The following is a 17,318-nucleotide window of genomic DNA, read 5'->3' as shown; positions in this document are numbered from 1 at the left end:
CTGGCTTGCCAGCGATAGCGTTAGCCCAGGCAATGGAGTTGTGATTGAGCGGCCCTATCGCTGGCAAGCCAGCTCCCACAGGGTTCGAGTTGCGCCCGGCCCCTGGCGCTTACTCGGTAATCTTCCCGAAGTTGCGATAGAACATGTCCCCTTCCCGGCTATCCGTCATCGAGTGCAGTTGATAGCTGCGGCTCAGTCTGGCGCCGCCATCTCGGGTCAGTGGCGCCCAGACCAAATTGGCGCGGCGCATGGTCGACATGCTCATCATTTCGTCGAACGGGATCGACAGGTACAGGCCCTTGTCGAAACTACCTTCGCCATATTCCGCGCTGCTGGCCGTGGTGATGGTTGCCCAGGCACCGACGCGCACGCCGTTGAAAAACTCGCGCGAGATGTCCACGGTGGTGCCCCAGTCTCCGGCCAGATAGCGACCGACACTGACCGCCGCCAGCGTGTCGAACGGCAGATCGGTATAGCCGGTGATATGCCCGGTCACCACCGAGTAATCGCGCAAGGCAAAGCCCTGATCGAAATCACGCTGGCGCACCCAGTTCAGATCCGCGCCCAGCGACCAGCGTTCGCCGGTCGGGCGGAACAACACTTCCGCGCCGACGCCGGCAAACATCGACTCCAGATAGCCGCCGTACACCATGCCGTAGAGATCCTTGTCCAACTGCTCGGCATGGCTGAGCTGGAACAACGGCATGGTCGTGTTTGAGGTGGTCAGGTACTGGCGCAAATCCGTGCGCACGCGGGGCAATCCGCTCGGCGCGTCGTAGACGAATTTGTCGAAGTTGTTGACCAGGTTGGCGCTGAGCAAACCGCTCCACCAGGTGTTGCGGTTGAAGCGATATTCCGCGTCCGCGTCAGCACTGAATTGATAGAGCAAACCATCCGGGCCGCCGACGTTCTGCTTGAAGCCCAGACCCACGCCATAGCTGAAATGCTGCGGCGCTTCGGTGTAGAGGGTTTTCTCGTTGTGCGGCATCGCCGGGTTGATTTCGGTGGTGCGGTGCAGCGCCTCCAAGGGTTCTTCGTTGTTGATCACTTCGCGGAAGGTCTGGCGCGGCAGGCTGGTTTCTTCCAGCGGCAAGTCATAGCGCTTGTTGACCACGGTGAACCAGTCGATGTCGTCGTTGACGCTGTTGTCGAGAATCCGGCTCGCGCGGCCAACGGCTTTGGACGAATGGAAATAACGCTGCTGCTCGCCATAGACGATCAGTTCGGAATCGCGCTGGCTGATGCGCTCCACCTTGTACCCGGCATTCTGCTGCAAACGCCGCGACACATCGGCCCAGTTGACCTGTTCCATCGAGGTCGTCGGCGCCTTCGCCGGCAGCGGTTCGGGGGTCGGATCGTAGGTCTTGGCCGGCGCCTTGCGGCTGACGAAATTGGTGTGAAAGGTCACGCCGAACATCGCCGTGTTGCCCCGTTCCCAGGCAGCGCTCAGGTCGATCGAATCGGTCACCTTGAACACCGCGCCAAGGTTGATCGGCGAGTCCTGTTTGATCTCGTTGTCCTTCGGCTCGTTCTTGTAGTCGTTGCCTTCGAATTCCAGCTTCAGGCTCAGCCGATCCCACGGCGTCTGGTAGCTCACGCCACCGAACAGAGAAGGCTTGCCACGAAAGTACGCGCCGGAGTTGACGTCGCCGGTGCCTTCCAGCGCCGGGCGCGTATCGAAGCGATTGCTGACGTAGCCCAGCGGGTTGTCGAAGTCGCCGCGATTACCGATGTAGCCCCAGGCGATGCCGGCGCTGAAGTCGAAATTGTCGAAGCGCTTGTTGGCGACGAAGAATTCGCTGGAGAACAAACCGGTACCACCGATATCTCGAAAGCCCAGCGCCACTTCCGGCGCCCAGTGGCTTTCGTGCCACAGGCGTACTTTGGCGTCGACCGCCTTGTCCTTGTAGCTTTGACTGCCGCTGAGGGCCTCCGAGCCGTACGGCCGGTTGGTGATCGCGGTGTAGCGGAACGAACCTTCGAGCCAGTCCAGCGGTTGCAACGACACGCTGTAGCGGCTGTAGGGATCGGTGCGGTTGGCGTTGACGCTCAGCTCGCCGGCCGGGGCCATGCGCGCCGTCGGCGTCTGCAACAGACCGGCGCCGCCGAAGTCATTCTGGGTGATGCGCGGCTCGGCGTGGGCCAGACCACAGGGCAATAACAACACAGCTGCAAAACGTAACTTCAACGAACCACCTCGGCCAGCTGCGTGGCAATGAATTCGGCCAACTGCTGATTCAGTTCAGGAAGAGGCGGATCAAGATCATCATTTTTTATCGGCACCAGAATCCTGCTGCCGGCCACCGGAAACTGCCCGGACTCGCGATTCCAGTGCGCAATGCCGACGCGCCGCGACACGCCGTTGGGCTGGATCAACCACAGGTAATCGGCCTCGGCATCGTCGAGAATCGAGCAGCCTTCCAGGTATTCGCGGGCCTCCTGCAACGGCTGATAGGGCAAGTGGCACGGCTCGGTGACCGCGCCCAACACCTGCACTTCATCAACCCGTTTCGGATAGATCAGCCGATCGCCGTCATCCAGACGAATGTTGCGCGCGAAGCCGACTTCCACCGCTACCGGATCGAGGTCAGCGATCTGCCGTCCGGTCACTGGCATTTGTCGGACTTCTTCAGCAACGCGCTGTGCCAGCGCCGCGCGGCTCGGCCGATCGAACAGCGTCGCCATGCGTTGCAGCACCTCGAGATCGAACAGCACGCCGACCTTGAGCCGCGTCTGTTCCTCGACCAGCGACTGGCGCAACAAGCCGCCCGCCAGCCAATAGCCTTCGGCATTGGGCACGGCTTCGCTGATCACATCGAACAGGCGTCCACCCGGCGGCAACGCGATCGGACCGGGATTGGCGACGTCGCCGGACACAGTGACGGCGGCCTGACTCGCCCCTGCGATCAGCAAAAGACCCGCCGCGATTAGGCTTAAGCGCTTCACGGCAGATGCCTGCGGTCAGGAGTCAATTGCACCAGCTTCACGCGCAATTGCGAGGTCAGTTGTTGCTCGCTCTGCAGAATGAAACCGTCGCGCGGGTCGACCCAGTAACGGTTGGTCGCGCTGAGGCCAATGGCTGGGGCGTCGATCTGTTCATCGATGCGCAGCACCGAGTAAGGCTTGTCGAGAATTTCCAGGGTTTCGGTGGCGCGGCGCGAGAAGCGGCTGTTGACGATCACGCCGACTTCCTGGCCCTTGTACAGATCAATCCAGCGCCGTGTGGTGAAACCGTCGGCGACGTGATGCAGGCCTTGCTTGAACGGCGAGTCATCAGCCAGCCGTGTGCCATCCAGATCACCTTGCAGGCCGAGGCCGATACTGCGCACGGCGAGGCCATCGCGCAGCAGCAACACCTGCTTGCCGGAGGCGACCCAGAATTGCAGGTCTTCGCGCTCGCGCACCAGCGCCAGTACACCTGAGCCGGATGGCGTGGTCAGTTTCAGTTGCGGGTAGTTGACCCCGGCGACCTCGGCCGCTGTCACATCAACCTCGTCGGGGCCGACGACGGCGGCTTTGAGGTTGTTCAGCGATGCGCTCATCAGCGGGTTACAGCCGCACAGCAACGAGGCCGCCATCAGGCAGACGCCCACTTTCAATAGGTTCACAGTCGGGCGGCCTTATTTGCTGTTGTTGCTGTATTCGCTCCAGTTCTTCGCTGCCGAAGCCCCGGTGCCGACAATCGACGCCGACGGCACCAACTGGCTGATGAAACGGTTCCAGCGAGTGACGTTGGCCGGGCCGACGTAGACGACATCCTGCGGCCGCACCTGGAAGTGCGAAGCCAGCGCCATGGCGGTCGGCGATTCGGCTTCGAGCTGATAGATCTTGGCCGGCTCGACGTCGAGATTTTCCACGCCGCGAATCACGTACACCGCGTTGCCGTTGGAACTGGTCTGACTCAGGCCACCGACCGAACCGAGCACGTCGGACAAGTTCATGGTTGCGGTCTTGAAGCTCAGCGCGCGCGGCTGGTTGACCTCGCCCATGACGTAGATGCGCTTGTTGTCGTTGTACGGCAGATACAGCTGATCGCCGCCCTTGAGGTAGACGTTCTGCAGTTCGGAATCCTGCTGATTGAGCGTGTCGAGATTGAGTGGATAGACCCGCCCGTTGCGCGTCAGCAGCAGGCCCGACAAGTCGGCGTTATTGGTGTCGATGCCAGCGGAACCGAGGGCTTCGACCACACTCAGCGGATTGGTCGAAATCGCTTGCGGGCCGGCCTTCGTGACGGCGCCGGTGACCACGACTTTCTGGCTGGCGAAGCGCAGCACCGCGACGTCGACCTGCGGCTCGGCGATGAACGCCGACAAGCGCTGTTCGATGTCAGCGCGCAGTTGCTGGATGGTCCGGCCGGCGGCCTGGACTTCCTTGATGAACGGGTAATACAGCGTGCCATCGGAGCGCACCAGTCGGCCGTTGGCATCGATCTGTTGTTGCGCGCCGGAGGGGGCAGTCAGCTCCGGGTGATCCCAGACGGTGATGTACAGCACGTCATTGTTGCCGATGCGATATTCCGCCGGCGTCACCAGCAGCTCCGCCGGCAGCGACTCACGCTTCTGGGTGGCGCGGTTCATGGCGATCAGCTTCGGGGTGATCGGAATCAGCTCGACCCGACTGCTTTCGCTGGCACCCTGGCGGGTGATATCGCTGGTGCTCAGGTACTGGCCGGGGGAAAACATGCAACCTTGCAAAGCGAGACTTGCCAACATTAAAAGATAAACACTACGAGTCATAATGGCACTACGCTATTCAAGGGCGAATCCAAAAAACAAAGTCACCCGACTTGCGTCGGGCGACTCTGTACTGCACTAACAAATGTTCCTGTTAGTTATGCGTGCCGGTTGTACCGGTGGTACCCGTCGTACCGGTGGTACCGCCGTTGGCACTGCCACCGCTGTTGGACGCCGCTACAGCACTGGCAACCATCGCAGTACTGGCCGCGGGCGCTTGCGAAGCCGCCACACTGCCACCTACATTGGTTACCGCTGTCAACGGCGCTTCAGCGGCGGCAGCCCAGTTGCTCAACATCGTCAACAGGGCAACTGCCATCACTTTTTTCATAACAACTCCTTTCTAACATTCGAACTGTTAAAAAACAGATCTGTGTCAGAGCTGGTAGCTTTCAAGTCCGCAAAGAGCGCGAACAAGATCCGTTGTTCTTTCACAGTCCTGTGCAACTGCTAAAGTCGAACGGCAGGTTTATATCTACGGATTTGCAAATGGCATTGCCAGTGTAATTTCCCGACGTTATCTAACAACCTGACTGAAACTAACATCGGACTAAATGGCCATCATCGCGAATAACCATTGGGATGATTCGATTGCCAGCGCCAAGTGTCGGCAACCATGTCCTGCAAGTTGCGCGTGGCTTTCCAGCCGAGCTCTTTCGCCGCTTTCGAAGCATCGGCAAAACTCTCGGCGATATCACCGGCGCGGCGCGGCATCATCCGGTACGGCACCGGCCGCCCGCAGGCCTGTTCGAAGGCATGCAGCACTTGCAGCACGCTGTAGCCATCGCCGGTGCCGAGGTTCCAGGTGTGGATGCCGGTGCGCTCGCTGATCGACTGCAACGCTTTCAAATGCCCGTCCGCCAGATCGACGACATGAATGTAATCGCGCACGCCGGTGCCATCGGAGGTCGGGTAATCGTTACCGAAGATCGACAGCTCGCGCAGGCTGCCGACCGCAACCTGGCTGATATACGGCACCAGATTGTTCGGGATGCCGTTGGGGTCTTCGCCCATGTGCCCGCTGGCGTGGGCGCCGATCGGGTTGAAATAGCGCAGCAGCGCAATGCTCCAGCGCGGCTCGGCGAGGCTCAGGTCGCGCAGCACGTTCTCGACGATCAGCTTGGACTGACCGTAGGGATTGGTCGGATTGCCCGTAGGAAAATCCTCGCGAATCGGCATCTCTTCAGGCTCGCCGTACACCGTCGCCGAGGAACTGAACACCAGGCGGAACACCCCCGCCGCTGCCATCGCCTGACACAGAGTGATGCTGCCGCCGACGTTGGTTTCGTAGTATTCGAGCGGCTTGCGCACACTCTCGCCCACGGCTTTGAGCCCGGCGAAATGCAGCACGGCGTCGATCTGATGCTCGCGGAAAATCCGGTCGAGCAGCGGCCGATCGCAGACATCGCCGCGAATCATCCATGCACTTTTGCCGCAAATGGCTTCAACGGCATGAAGTGCTGCGTCGCTGCTGTTACAAAGATTATCCAGAACGACAACTTCATAACCTGCCTCAAGCAATGCAAGTGTGGTATGCGAGCCGATATAGCCGGCACCACCCGTTACCAGAATCTTCATAGCGCGGTCCGTCATTGAATAAATACCCGGTAGCGTGTCAAGCCATGCCTGATGGATATGCGGAGCAATTCACACAAACAGGGCGACAACAACCTCAAACAAATTTAGTTCAACCACTGACAATAATTATTTTTGCCGGTCAAACTGTTTGACGGGTACTTATTAGCACTCCCTGGATACTTATCACTATCGACAGATACCGACTAAAAATAACTTACAACCAAGTAGTCGACATCTCATAACATTAGCGCTTTTTAACAGCGCAACTAATTGCCAGCAACAACCTGACTCGGGTATTAAAGTAAGCCTTCAATAATCATTGAAACTTGCCGCCACTTTGTGGTGCGCAACCGTCGCCTGTGTTCCATGACTGTCCAGGATACTTTTATGATTCGTAAATGTTTGTTCCCCGCTGCCGGCTACGGCACGCGTTTCTTGCCGGCGACCAAAGCCATGCCGAAAGAGATGCTGCCGATCGTCAACAAGCCGTTGATCGAATACGCCGTTGAAGAAGCACGGGACGCCGGTCTGCAACACATGGCCATCGTCACCGGCCGGGGCAAGCGCGCGCTGGAAGACCACTTCGACATCAGCTACGAACTCGAGCACCAGATCCGTGGCACCGAGAAAGAGAAATTCCTCGCCGGCACCCGCGAGCTGATCGACACCTGCACCTTCTCCTACACCCGTCAGGTGGAAATGAAAGGCCTGGGCCACGCCATTCTCAGCGGTCGCCCATTGATCGGCGACGAGCCGTTTGCCGTGGTGCTGGCCGACGACCTGTGTCTGAACCTGGAAGGCGACGGTGTGCTGTCGCAGATGATCCAGCTGTACAAGAAATTCCGTTGCTCGATCGTCGCCATTCAGGAAGTCCCGGCCGACCAGACTCACAAGTACGGCGTGATTGCCGGTGAGCTGATTTCCGAGGGCATCTACCGGGTCAACAACATGGTGGAAAAACCGGCGCCGCAGGACGCGCCGTCGAACCTGGCGATCATCGGGCGCTACATCCTCACCCCGGACATCTTCGACCTGATCGCCGACACCGAACCAGGCAAGGGCGGCGAAATCCAGATCACCGACGCACTGATGAAACAGGCGCAGAACGGCTGCGTGCTGGCCTACAAATTCAAAGGCCTGCGCTTTGATTGCGGCGATGCCGAGGGCTACTTGCAGGCGACCAACTTCTGCTACGACAACGTGTACCTCAAGGGCCGCTGAGACGCCCCCCCATCACCAGAGGCAGGCAACCATGAACATTGCACAACATTCGACAGAGATTGAACGTGAGGTGGGCAACCTCGGGGTGATGAGCTGGTTGTCGCGCCATCAACCGCTGCCCAGCGCCAATGAGACCTGGCTGGGCACGATTCTGCTGGTGGAGCGGATCGGTGTGTTTCCTGCGTCCGGCGATATTCGCCGGCCGCTGCGCGATCCTTATCCGCTGCTCGCGCATCTGAAGGCGTTGTATGGCGAACAGGCGCTGGAAATGGATGACCGCGATGGCCTGAAAGTGATCTTCAGCGACTGGCGCTTTCGAGTGCGCATCTGCTGCAACGATCCGGCGATCATCATTAATGTTGAAACCCGTTGTGATGCGCGGTTGATGCCGCGCAAGCTTGCGGAGTTACTCGAACAAGTCGACAGTTTCGCATCGGCATAATCAACCTGTAGGAGCTGACGAGTGAAACGAGGCTGCGATCTTTACGGATTGATCGTTCCCACGCTCCGCGTGGGAATGCATCCAGTGACGCTCTGCGTCACGCTGCGGAGGGACGCGGAGCGTCCCGGGCGGCGTTCCCACGCGGAGCGTGGGAACGATCATGGTGGCGAGTCGTCGCAACCGGTACTCGTACCCGTTATCCAGCGATAAAAATAATCGGCAATCACCTTCCCGCCCGTGGCCGGCAACGGATGAATCTTGTCCGGGCCGATCATCGCGCTGGCGTAGCGTTTGACGTCGGGGCCAAACGCGCATTGCAGGTTGGCAAAACCGAGCTGCTGTTCACGCGCCCACGGTTCGAGCACCTGCGCATAGGCCGACATCGGATAAGCGCTGGAGCGCGTGGTGTCCTGACGCATGATCAGGTTGATGCTCGCCGCCGGCTGAATCTCGCGCAGCATGCTCACCAGGCCCTGAACGTTTTGCAGGTACTGCGCAGGTTTGACGCCGAAGCCCTGATCGTTGCCGCCGAGCATGATCAGGTAAACGTCGGCCGGGATCTTCGACACCACGGCTTTCCATTGCGTCTGCCACTGTCGATCGGCGTGATAGAAATCCGCCGATGCCGCGCCGGAGGCCGCCAGTTTCGACACCCGAATGCCCTTCTCATCATTCGTCATCCAAAGGCCGAACAACGTGGGCGCGCCCTTCACCACTTCCAGTTTGAATGACCAGTCTGCGGCTGATGGAACGCCCGCTAGCGCGACTTCCTGAACGCCTGAGCCTGCGAGTTTCAACGGTTGCCAGGCTTGCGCGGGCGACCAGCGATAGCGCAGCTCGTCCGATTCGCCGCTGCCCAGATACAACAATTTCGCCTGAGTGACCGTGGTATCGATGCGCGGCGAAGGGCTGGCATCGACTTGCAACCAGGCGCCCGGCTTGCCGCCGATCGTGCGACTGTCCGGGCTGGCCTGGCCCAGATCGGAAACCTTCCAGCCGCCGCCGAAGTATTTGTCGCTGCTGCGGGTGTATTTGAAATGCGTGCCGCCCAGCGCCGCGCCGTGGTTGAAACCGACGTAACCGGGGCCGGCGAAACCCACCTCGGCGGCCACTCGCTGCACCAGTTTGTTCAGATAGAAATCCTGCCCGGCGGTGTAGCTGTCGCCGATCACCGAAACCGCCAGCACCTTGCCGGCCTTGCCCTCGCGCCACTGCGCAAAGCGCTGGCGAGCATCGTCTATCGTGATGGCCGAAGTGGCGACTGGTTGAGGGGCGTCTACTGGCATCATTGAATATTTTCCTTTGTCCGGGATGGCCCCTTCGCGAGCAGGCTCGCTCCCACAAGGATGGTGTGACTTGCACGAATCCACTGTAGGAGCTGACGAGTGAAACGAGGCTGCGATCTTTTGATCTTCGCAAGCCACGACAAAAGATCAAAAGATCGCAGCCTCGTTTCACTCGTCAGCTCCTACAGGGAGGATTGCGTCTGTACCACCGGGGCGATGGGCGCCAACGATTTCCGCTTCGCTGCGCGCTCGCCAAGGAACAACACCGAGGTGAAATTGAACCGGCTGAACACCATCGCCAACAGCACCGGCCCGAGCAATCCACAACTCAGACCACCAAGCACCAACAAGCTCTCATCCTTCACGCCGAGGCGCCCAAGGACAAACCGCGAGGTCGCGGCAAACAGCACATGAAAAAGGAAAATCGCATAGGAATACCCGCCGAGCCAGGTCAGCGCTTTCGAGCGCATGTCACTCGACAGCAACGCGATGCAAGACACACAACCCACCGTCAAACCAATCAGGCTGCGGCGATCGACAATCAGCTCACGATCGATCGCCGCGACGTACAACAGCGTCAGCGAGATCAGCACAAACAGCAGCGGCCCGATCACTTTGAAACGCTGCTTCAAAACATCGACATTTTCCTGACCGATCATCCCTGCAACAAAAAACGGCAGCAGGTAAATCGCACCGTTGATACCGAACGCATCCAGCGGCAACGGCGGCAGCAGGAACAACACCGCCGCAAACGCAAACAAGCCATACAACCGCGTCGCCGAACGCAGCAGGCCGCGCCACTCCAGCAAACCGACGAAGATGAAAATACTGAACACCGCCTGCAGGAACCAGAAGTGGTTGATCGGCACCCAGAACGACAACAACGCGTCGATCACGCCGACGTCCTTGTTCACCCCCGGCCCCACCGCTTGCAGCACCGAGAACGGCACCCCGACGCAGAACAGCGGCACGATCAGCCGCCGCACCTTGCCGACGAAGAAGGCGGAAAAGTCATTGCCGCGAATCTTGTAGATCGAATAGATGTAGCCGGAGATGAACGTGAACAGCGGCATGCGCACGTACACCATCGAGTCGGCGATGACCCGGAACGGCGAGCCGATGTCGATCTTCAAGCCGCCGCCCAGCGGGCCGATGACGTGATAGAGCACCAGCAGCAGGCACGCCAGGCCGCGCAGGGTTTCGATCTCCAGGGATTTTTTCTTGCTCGACATAGAGCACCTGCCTTAAGTGAGAATTCTTGATTCGACCTGCGCCGGTTTGTTCGCGCGCAGCATCAAGCCCAGTCCGACGAACAACACCGGCACCACCATGGAGAAGTGGCGGGCGAAGGAGCCGAAGTCCGGCTCGAACAAGCCTTGCACCAACAGAAACGCCAGCGGAATCGCGATCAGTTCCTTGGGTTTGGTCTGGATCGGCGCGCCCTTGTAGTCGGTCGAAGTGATGACTTTGAACAGCAGCAGCGCGGTCATGATCATCAGCGCAACAAAGATCACCTGCCCCGGCCCGGACAGCAGAATCAGCTCAACCGGAAACGACAGGCGGAAGAAAATGATCATCGAGTCCAGCGCCTGGGAGACGAAGTCACTGCCGCTGAGCCACGAAACGATCAGCGACTTGGAGCCCTCCTCGCCCGCCGTGCGCAGCTCGTTGTTACTGGCGCGGATCGATGACACCGGAAAGCCCAGCGCCAGCTGAATGGCCATGGCCACCGCCAGATAGAACAGGAACAGCATCAGAAAGAAGGTGAAGCGCGAGACGTATTTTTTCATCACGCAGACGCCGACCCACGACAGCGAAAACAGAATCCAGTACGGCCGGATCAGCACACCGTAAATCACCGCCGAGAGGAAAAAACCGCCGCGATATTTGCGCGTCAATGCGCTGAGCAGAATGCTCAACACCGCCACCGACACGATGATTTCCTTGGTCAGGTTCTCGAGGAAGAACGAGCGCACGATGCCCCACAGGCACAGGGTGCCGAAAATGGTCAACGGCATGCGCCGGAACACCACTACCGGAATTGCGGTGAGGAAGAAATTGCAGAACATGCCGTAGGCCCAGGCGTTGGTCAGGTTGATCCCGGTGGGCCGCAGCAGGAACGCCGAACACTCGTAGGACGAGCGATCCGGCGAGAACGGATTCCAGAAATTGCAGTTGTCGGCACGCGCATACGACGACCACAAGGTCATCGCATCCGGCCCCGGATCACGCGGCACCAGCAACGGCATCGCCACTGACAGAAACAGCCCGGTGAACAGGATCAGAAAGGAAATCGACGAATCGAATTTGCGCCCACGAAACTCGATGCGCGGCAATTTCAGGCCCATGACAGCGCAGCCTTTTTCGCGCCGCTGACACGGGTCAACACTGCAATCACACTGAGCTGCACGACGATGGCGAAAACATTGCCCCACGCCGCGCCATAGATTGAGTAATGCTTGATCAGCACATAGCTGACCGGCACTGAAATCAGCAGGCAGAGCGCAGCGCTGGCCAGCGACACCCGGCTGTTTTTCGAGGCAATCAAACCGCCCCAGACAATGTCGCCAATCGCCCGCAAGGCGAAGGAAAAAATCAGCACCGCGAGGAGCGCGTTATCCGGACGCGGCACGCTGGCGGCGACGTAATCGAGCAGCACATTGAAAAACACATAGATCGCCACGGCCACAACCGCGGAGACCGCGAGGGAACGCATCACCCATTTGTTGACGAACAGTTGCCTGACCGTGAACGTCTGCTGATCGGTCTGGAAACGCTTGGCCAACACCGGAATGCCGACCACCGCCACCACCGCATACGACAACGCCTGCAAGGTGTTGGCCGCCGACCACGCATACACATATTTACCGAGGCTGGCGTAGGGCTCGAGGTCGATGATCAGAAAGCGCTCGGCGTACTGACTCAGGGCGATCAGACCGGTGCCAAGATAGAACGGCAACCCGGCCTTCCACACCGTCGCGGTGTCCAGCGGCGCGGCTTCGCGGCCCTTGTGCACATTCACCACGATCAAATAACCGGCGATGATCACCAGCACGTTGGCGGCGACCCACAGCCACAACACACTGGCGATGCCCTCGACCCAGCCGAGCACCATGCCGCCCACCGCCAACACCGCCCAGAGGCCGGTCTTGATGAAGAACAGCAGAGCACCGGCGGTGGCTTTCTGCGCAGAAAACACGAAGGAATTGATTTCGAACGACAGGTGCTCGGTGAGCAGCACCAGGGTCACGCACAGGATCAACGTAGCGGTCGCTTCCACCGACTGGAACAGCGAATAGATCAGTACCGTCAGCACCGACAACAACAGCCCCACCGCCAGATACAGCAGCAGAACCTTGTCGACCACCCGCCGCGAACTGCCGCCGACGCTGATCAGCCGGTTGATTTCGGAACTGAAGCCGACGCTGTAGAACTTCGACGCGATCAACGACGCTGCGACCACCACACCATAAAAACCCAGCGCCTCGTAGCCGAGGTAATGGGTGATGGCCAAGACCAGCAAGAACTTCGCGCCCAAGGCTCCGCCGCGAAGCAACAGCCGAAATATCATCGAACGACACCCTTGATGATTTCGTCCATGGCCACGGTTTTCGCTTCGATTTCGTGGCAAGTGTCGGTCAGGCGCTTGCCGAAATCCGCCAGCGCATTCGGTGCGTAAACGGTGTTGATGATGGTGTCGACGTCGATGTCGCCGCCGTTGATCACCCAGTCCTCGACACCCATGTCCTGATAGGCGCCAAAGCCTTTGCGCTCGTAGCTGATGTGATACGCCGGCACGCCGGAGAGCAGCGATTCGATGGCGCCGTGCAGACGCACCGAGATCACCAGGTCCGGTTGGTACTTGGCAATGGTTGCCTTCAGCGACAGCAGATCTTCGTTGATGCCCAGCTCGCGGTAGAACGCGCCGTCATCGTTGCCACGTACGGCGCTTTGCACGGCGCAGACCACTTTGCTTTTGTTCTTCAGACGCTGCAGCAGCAGTTTCAGATTGGCCACGTAAGCGACCTTCTTCTCCTTGCTCCACTCCGGCGGCTTGCGCAGCACCACGCACACCGTCGCCGGCGAGGCGGCGCAGCGGGTGAATTTCGGTTGCTGAAGAATCTTGCTCGCCAGCGACTGCACCGCCAGATCCGGCGCGCGGTAGACGTTTTCGCAAGCATCGAAGATGGCCGAGGAGCGGTTGTCACGCACGAACACCGCATCGGCGCTGGCGTAGTGTTCAACGATCTTGCTGCTCTCACCGTGGAACGGGCCGATGCTCTGCGGCAGGTACACCGACGGCACTTTGCTGAGAATCGCGGTTTCCAGTTGCTTGGCATGGCCGAGCTTCAGCTTGATGTGCTCGAAGGCGCTTTTCGAACGCATGTAACCGCCGCCGACACCGACGATCAGATCGGTCTTCTTCAGCAGATCGGCGAGCCCGGCGTAGGACTGATTGAGAAACACCGCTTGCTTGACCCGGCCCAGACCCTTGGCCGCCATCACCGGCGCATCGAAACGCGGGTGCGGCAAGTAGTTGAACGACTCGGGGTCGGACGCCACGACACTGATCGCGGTGTCGTCACCGAAGTTACGCTGCACCAGAGCAATGGCCAGATCGACGAGCAGACCGTCACCGGAGTTGGACGCACTGTAGCCATGCAAAATCGTTACGTTCATAAGCTTGAGTTCTACTTAATAAGTGGGAGCGTGATACAGGTCGTAGGTCTGGCGGATCATCAACGCGGCGCTGAAACGTTCGCGGACAATGCTCCGGCCTTCGTTGCCGAGGTCGAGCAGGCGCGGCTTCTGGATGATCGTCAAAACATCGGCCAGCGCCTGGTGATCGCCGGAGGGGAAGACGTAGCCGGACACTTCGTTGGTGACCAGTTCCGGCAGCGAGGTGCAGTTGCTGGCAATCACCGGCAGCCCCATGGCCATGCCTTCCAGCGGCACCATGGCAAAGCCTTCCCAGCGACTCGGCACGATCAGCGCATCGGCTTTCTGATACAGCGCCTGCACTTCACTAGGGGTCACCCACGGCAGGTACTCGACCGAATCCATCGGCGGGCACTCCACCGAGTCCTCGTTGACCGCACTGCCAACCACCGTCAGTTTGAGGTCGTTGCGATTGACCTTGGCGTAGGCCTTGAGCAGCACGTCGAAGCCTTTCTGGTAATCCAGACGCCCGACGAACAGCAGATGAATCGGCTCGGCGCCAACGCTCTTCGGTGCGTCATCCTTGTGATGAATGCCGTTGTAGATCAGCTTCATGCGCTTGCGCTCGATGCCGAAACGCGCGGCTTTATCCAGCTCGTACTGGCTGACGCAAATGATCACGTCGGTGACTTTCTGCAGCACCCGCTCGATCCACGCGTAGACCTTCTGCTTGGTCGGCGAGCTTTCCATCAGGAACGAAAACGCGTGCGGGCAGTAGACGATTTTCGGCTTGCGCCATGGTCGCAACAGCACGCACACAACACGGCCGATCACTCCGGAAAAGGTGCTGTGCAAATGCACGACGTCGGGCTTTTCCTTGAGCAGCACCTGGCTCAGGCGCCAGGCGAAACGCAGCAGCGATGGCACGTTGCGACCGCTGCGTGGAAAGGTGCGCACTTGTTGCGGGGCGATGCCATGCAGCTCCTTGGCCTGATCCTCGGGTACCAGATAGACCAGTTGATAATTCGCCGCGTCGTCTTCGGGGGATGCCGAGATCGTGCGGATCACCGTCGCCACGCCACCTTTGATCGTCTCTGCCACGTGCAGTATTTTTTTCACAACTCACCCACTTCAAACAGGAAAGAACAATCGGCAACCATCAGGATTTGTCGGACGCGTATTCGTAGTTGTAATAGCCCGTGCCGCCGTAATAGCTGGCCGCACGCTTCTCGACGCCGTTGAACACCGCGCCTTTCAACTCGATGCCGTTCTGGGCGAAGCGGCGAATGGTCAGTTCGATCTCTTTGGCCGGGTTCACGCCGAAGCGGGTGACGATCAGGCTGATGCCAGCCTCGCGACCGACGATGGCGGCATCCGTCACCGCCAGCAGCGGCGGCGTGTCGATGATTACCAGGTCGTAGCGCTCGCTGAGTTCTGCCAGCAGCTCGCGGAAGTTGGCGTGCATCAGCAGCTCGGAAGGATTGGGCGGCACTTGCCCCCGGCTGATGAAATGAAGGTTGTCGACTTCGACCTTGTTGATCGCCTGCTCAAGGGTGCAGCGCTTGACCAGCAGGTCGGACAGACCGTTGCTGATCGGCGTGTTGAGGGTTTTGTGCAGGTGCCCTTTGCGCATGTCGGCATCGATCAGCACCACGCGCTGGCCGCTCAGGGCCATGACCGCCGCAAGGTTGGACGAAACGAAGGTCTTGCCGACCTGTGGGCTCGGCCCGGAAATCATGATGCGGTTGTTGGTCGAATCGAGCCCGGCAAAATGCAGGCAGGTGCGCAGGCTGCGGATCGATTCGATCGACAGATCGGTCGGGTTGCGCAGCGCCAGCAGGTACGCAGGTTTGTCGACGCCGTCGCGGGCGCGGCCCTTTTTGTTGTCCTCTTCTTCCTGCAAGGCGCTGTAGGGAATCGACGCATAAACCGGCAGGCCCAACTGCTCGATGCCCTCCGGGCCTTCAAGGCCTCGGCTGAGGGATTTGCGCAGCAGCACCAGCGCCACGCCGACAAACGCGCCGAGCAATGTCGCGATCAGCACGATCAGTGGTTTCTTCGGTTTGATCGGATTGGTCAGGTCGACATCGGCAGTGTCGATCAGGCGCACGTTACCGACGGCCCCGGCGCGGACGATGTCGAGTTCTTGCGATTTGTTCAGCAACTGCGTGTAGATCTGCGAAGCCACCTCGACGTCGCGGGTCAGGTTGAGCAATTCCTGCTGGGTGGCCGGCAAGTCCTGAACCTTGCCTTCGAGGGATCTCTGCTGCTGGGTCAATTCGCCGATCTGCGTCATCAAGGCGCGATAGGCCGGGTGCTGTTTGGTGAACTTGCGATCGAGTTCGGCCTGCTGCATTTTCAGTTCGGAAATGCGCGTTTCCAGCGCCACCGACTGGCCCAGCACCGACTGGGTTTCCAGCGAGATGTTCACGGTCTTGCCGTGGGTCTGGTAGGCATTCAAGGCGTCGCTGGCCTTGGCCAGATCACGCTTGACCTGGGGCAACTGGCTTTGCAGGAAGGCCAGGCTCTGCGCGGCTTCCGCCGAAGTGCGCCGTACGTTTTGCTCGACGTAGAGCGAGGCGATCTTGTTGAGGATCTTCACCGCCTCGGCCGCGTCGGAGCTGGCCAGCGCCAGACGAATGATCCCCGACTCCTTGCCCTGTTCGGAGATATCCAGCGCGTCCTGATAGCCCTGAATGGTCACGATCCGAGGATTGCGCACCACCTGAAAACGCGTGCCGGGGTTGGCCGACAAGTGCGCGATCTGCCCTTCTACACCGTCATTGGCAAACGCTTCGCCGGCCACGCCTTCGGCGAGCAGATTGTCGTTTTCATCGAACAGCTGAAAACGCTGCTGCTCGCCGGCGATCAGGGTGAGCTTCTTGCCGAGCAGGTCTTTCGGCAATTGCAGCCGAGTGAATTCCAGGCGCTCGCCACCCCAGGCATAACTGTGCAAACCGAAACGCGGCGGCGCGACGCTGGTCTCGCTGTCTCCGCGATAACGCCGCGAAAGAAAGCCGCCGATCAACGGGAACGTGTTGGGGGTGACGTCGATATCCAGGCGCAGGTCGTCAACGGTTTTGCCGATCACCGCGCGGGATTTGATGATGCCGATTTCGGTCACCGATGGCGATTGCCCACCGAGCATGCTGTTGAGGTCGGAGAAACCGAGCATGTCGTTCTTTTTCGGTTCGACCTGCACCAGCGCGTTCGCCAGGTACACCGGCGTTGCCAGAACCGCATAGGCGACGCCGGTGACCATGAAGGCACCGGTCAGCGCGCCGATCAGCCACTTCTGGTCGATCAGGCTGCCGAAGATGCCGAGCAGATCAATACTGTCTTGATCATTGTCGCGGGTGCCGATTACGGACGGTAACTGCATAAGTCTGTTCTTACCAT

Annotated in this window: 15 protein-coding genes; 2 read left to right on the top strand and 13 right to left on the bottom strand. The window is 59.7% G+C overall.

Annotated features, from left to right (window positions below; translation table 11 throughout):
- Window positions 1-109 precede the first annotated feature (109 nt).
- The 6 genes from D8U60_RS03425 to galE all read right to left on the bottom strand — a co-directional run bounded on the left by D8U60_RS03425 (window position 110) and on the right by galE (window position 6,311).
- Window positions 110-2,188, bottom strand: coding sequence for a YjbH domain-containing protein (locus D8U60_RS03425; RefSeq protein ID WP_130899465.1), 2,079 nt, complete (start codon window positions 2,186-2,188; stop codon window positions 110-112).
- Complete coding sequence (locus D8U60_RS03420) at window positions 2,185-2,946, bottom strand: capsule biosynthesis GfcC family protein (RefSeq protein WP_071173030.1); 762 nt, start codon at window positions 2,944-2,946, stop codon at window positions 2,185-2,187. Before D8U60_RS03420 ends, D8U60_RS03425 begins: the two co-directional genes overlap by 4 nt.
- Window positions 2,943-3,608 (bottom strand): YjbF family lipoprotein, encoded by a 666-nt coding sequence (locus D8U60_RS03415; protein ID WP_122508331.1) that lies wholly within the window; start codon window positions 3,606-3,608, stop codon window positions 2,943-2,945. Before D8U60_RS03415 ends, D8U60_RS03420 begins: the two co-directional genes overlap by 4 nt.
- Before the next feature lie 12 nt (window positions 3,609-3,620).
- Window positions 3,621-4,736: a polysaccharide biosynthesis/export family protein gene (locus D8U60_RS03410; RefSeq protein WP_177180896.1), complete on the bottom strand. Its 1,116-nt coding sequence runs from the start codon at window positions 4,734-4,736 to the stop codon at window positions 3,621-3,623.
- Window positions 4,737-4,827: 91 nt separating this feature from the next.
- The gene (locus D8U60_RS03405; RefSeq protein WP_016775457.1) at window positions 4,828-5,064 is read right to left on the bottom strand and encodes a hypothetical protein; all 237 of its coding nucleotides are present in this window, start codon (window positions 5,062-5,064) and stop codon (window positions 4,828-4,830) included.
- A gap of 230 nt (window positions 5,065-5,294) precedes the next feature.
- The gene (gene galE / locus D8U60_RS03400) at window positions 5,295-6,311 is read right to left on the bottom strand and encodes a UDP-glucose 4-epimerase GalE (RefSeq protein ID WP_024013612.1); all 1,017 of its coding nucleotides are present in this window, start codon (window positions 6,309-6,311) and stop codon (window positions 5,295-5,297) included.
- A 387-nt stretch (window positions 6,312-6,698) separates the two neighbouring features.
- On the opposite strand from galE, the gene galU reads away from it, so the two are divergent.
- Together galU and D8U60_RS03390 are read left to right on the top strand one after the other, a co-directional pair.
- The gene (gene galU / locus D8U60_RS03395; RefSeq protein WP_024013613.1) at window positions 6,699-7,532 is read left to right on the top strand and encodes a UTP--glucose-1-phosphate uridylyltransferase GalU; all 834 of its coding nucleotides are present in this window, start codon (window positions 6,699-6,701) and stop codon (window positions 7,530-7,532) included.
- Window positions 7,533-7,563: 31 nt separating this feature from the next.
- Window positions 7,564-7,974, top strand: coding sequence for a mannose-1-phosphate guanylyltransferase (locus D8U60_RS03390; RefSeq protein ID WP_041477296.1), 411 nt, complete (start codon window positions 7,564-7,566; stop codon window positions 7,972-7,974).
- 158 nt (window positions 7,975-8,132) lie between these two features.
- Here D8U60_RS03390 and D8U60_RS03380 read toward each other — a convergent pair whose 3' ends face one another.
- From D8U60_RS03380 to D8U60_RS03350, 7 genes are all read right to left on the bottom strand, one after another.
- Window positions 8,133-9,263, bottom strand: a complete 1,131-nt coding sequence (locus D8U60_RS03380; RefSeq protein ID WP_130899464.1) for a GDSL-type esterase/lipase family protein — start codon at window positions 9,261-9,263, stop codon at window positions 8,133-8,135.
- Between the two features lie 179 nt (window positions 9,264-9,442).
- Window positions 9,443-10,492 carry an acyltransferase gene (locus D8U60_RS03375; RefSeq protein WP_122746879.1) on the bottom strand — a complete coding sequence of 350 codons (1,050 nt, stop codon included), beginning with the start codon at window positions 10,490-10,492 and terminating at the stop codon, window positions 9,443-9,445.
- A 12-nt stretch (window positions 10,493-10,504) separates the two neighbouring features.
- On the bottom strand, window positions 10,505-11,608 hold the full coding sequence (locus tag D8U60_RS03370; RefSeq protein ID WP_024013616.1) for a hypothetical protein: 1,104 nt from the start codon (window positions 11,606-11,608) through the stop codon (window positions 10,505-10,507).
- Window positions 11,599-12,831 carry an oligosaccharide flippase family protein gene (locus D8U60_RS03365; protein WP_130899463.1) on the bottom strand — a complete coding sequence of 411 codons (1,233 nt, stop codon included), beginning with the start codon at window positions 12,829-12,831 and terminating at the stop codon, window positions 11,599-11,601. Before D8U60_RS03365 ends, D8U60_RS03370 begins: the two co-directional genes overlap by 10 nt.
- Complete coding sequence (locus D8U60_RS03360; RefSeq protein WP_130899462.1) at window positions 12,828-13,940, bottom strand: polysaccharide pyruvyl transferase family protein; 1,113 nt, start codon at window positions 13,938-13,940, stop codon at window positions 12,828-12,830. Before D8U60_RS03360 ends, D8U60_RS03365 begins: the two co-directional genes overlap by 4 nt.
- Window positions 13,941-13,955: 15 nt before the next feature.
- Window positions 13,956-15,038, bottom strand: coding sequence for a glycosyltransferase (locus tag D8U60_RS03355; RefSeq protein WP_130899461.1), 1,083 nt, complete (start codon window positions 15,036-15,038; stop codon window positions 13,956-13,958).
- A 40-nt stretch (window positions 15,039-15,078) separates the two neighbouring features.
- Window positions 15,079-17,301: a polysaccharide biosynthesis tyrosine autokinase gene (locus D8U60_RS03350; protein WP_130899460.1), complete on the bottom strand. Its 2,223-nt coding sequence runs from the start codon at window positions 17,299-17,301 to the stop codon at window positions 15,079-15,081.
- Window positions 17,302-17,318 lie beyond the last annotated feature (17 nt).

The organism is Pseudomonas sp. Sample_11, assembly GCF_004307505.1.
In the GTDB taxonomy this organism is placed as follows: Bacteria; Pseudomonadota; Gammaproteobacteria; order Pseudomonadales; family Pseudomonadaceae; genus Aquipseudomonas; species Aquipseudomonas atacamensis.
The sequence above is the reverse complement of the archived record's forward strand: the minus strand, read 5'-3'. Positions and strand labels throughout refer to the sequence as shown.